This is a genomic window from Streptomyces chisholmiae, from assembly GCF_031845445.1.
Classification (GTDB): domain Bacteria; phylum Actinomycetota; class Actinomycetes; order Streptomycetales; family Streptomycetaceae; genus Streptomyces; species Streptomyces chisholmiae.
In genome coordinates this window covers 1-411 of the sequence record NZ_JAVREO010000273.1, presented here as the reverse complement: position 1 = coordinate 411, position 411 = coordinate 1, and the positions used below count along the sequence as shown (strand labels likewise).

Annotated in this window: 1 protein-coding gene; it reads left to right on the top strand. The window is 67.4% G+C overall.

Annotated elements, in window-relative coordinates:
- The coding region (locus tag RM844_RS33165; RefSeq protein WP_311671130.1) for an amidase family protein at positions 1 to 378 on the top strand (378 nt) is incomplete at its 5' end.
- Positions 379 to 411 lie beyond the last annotated feature (33 nt).

Here is a 411-nt window from a genome sequence, read left to right as displayed (position 1 = left end):
GGCTACTACGACGCCTACTACGGCTCGGCCCAGAAGGTGCGCACCCTCATCACGCGCGACTTCGAGCGGGCCTTCGAGCAGGTGGACGTGATCGTCTCGCCGACGACCCCGACCACCGCCTTCGCGATCGGCGAGCGCGCCGACGACCCGATGGCGATGTACCTCGCGGACCTGTGCACCATTCCGACCAACCTGGCGGGCAACGCGGCCATGTCGCTGCCCTGCGGTCTGGCCCCCGAGGACAACCTCCCGGTCGGGCTCCAGATCATCGCCCCGGCGCTGAAGGACGACCGCCTTTACAAGGTGGGTGCCGCCGTCGAGGCCGCCTTCGTGGAAAAGTGGGGTCACCCGCTGCTTGAGGAGGCACCGTCGCTGTGAGCAATGCACTGACCAAGGCCAAGGGCTTCAAGA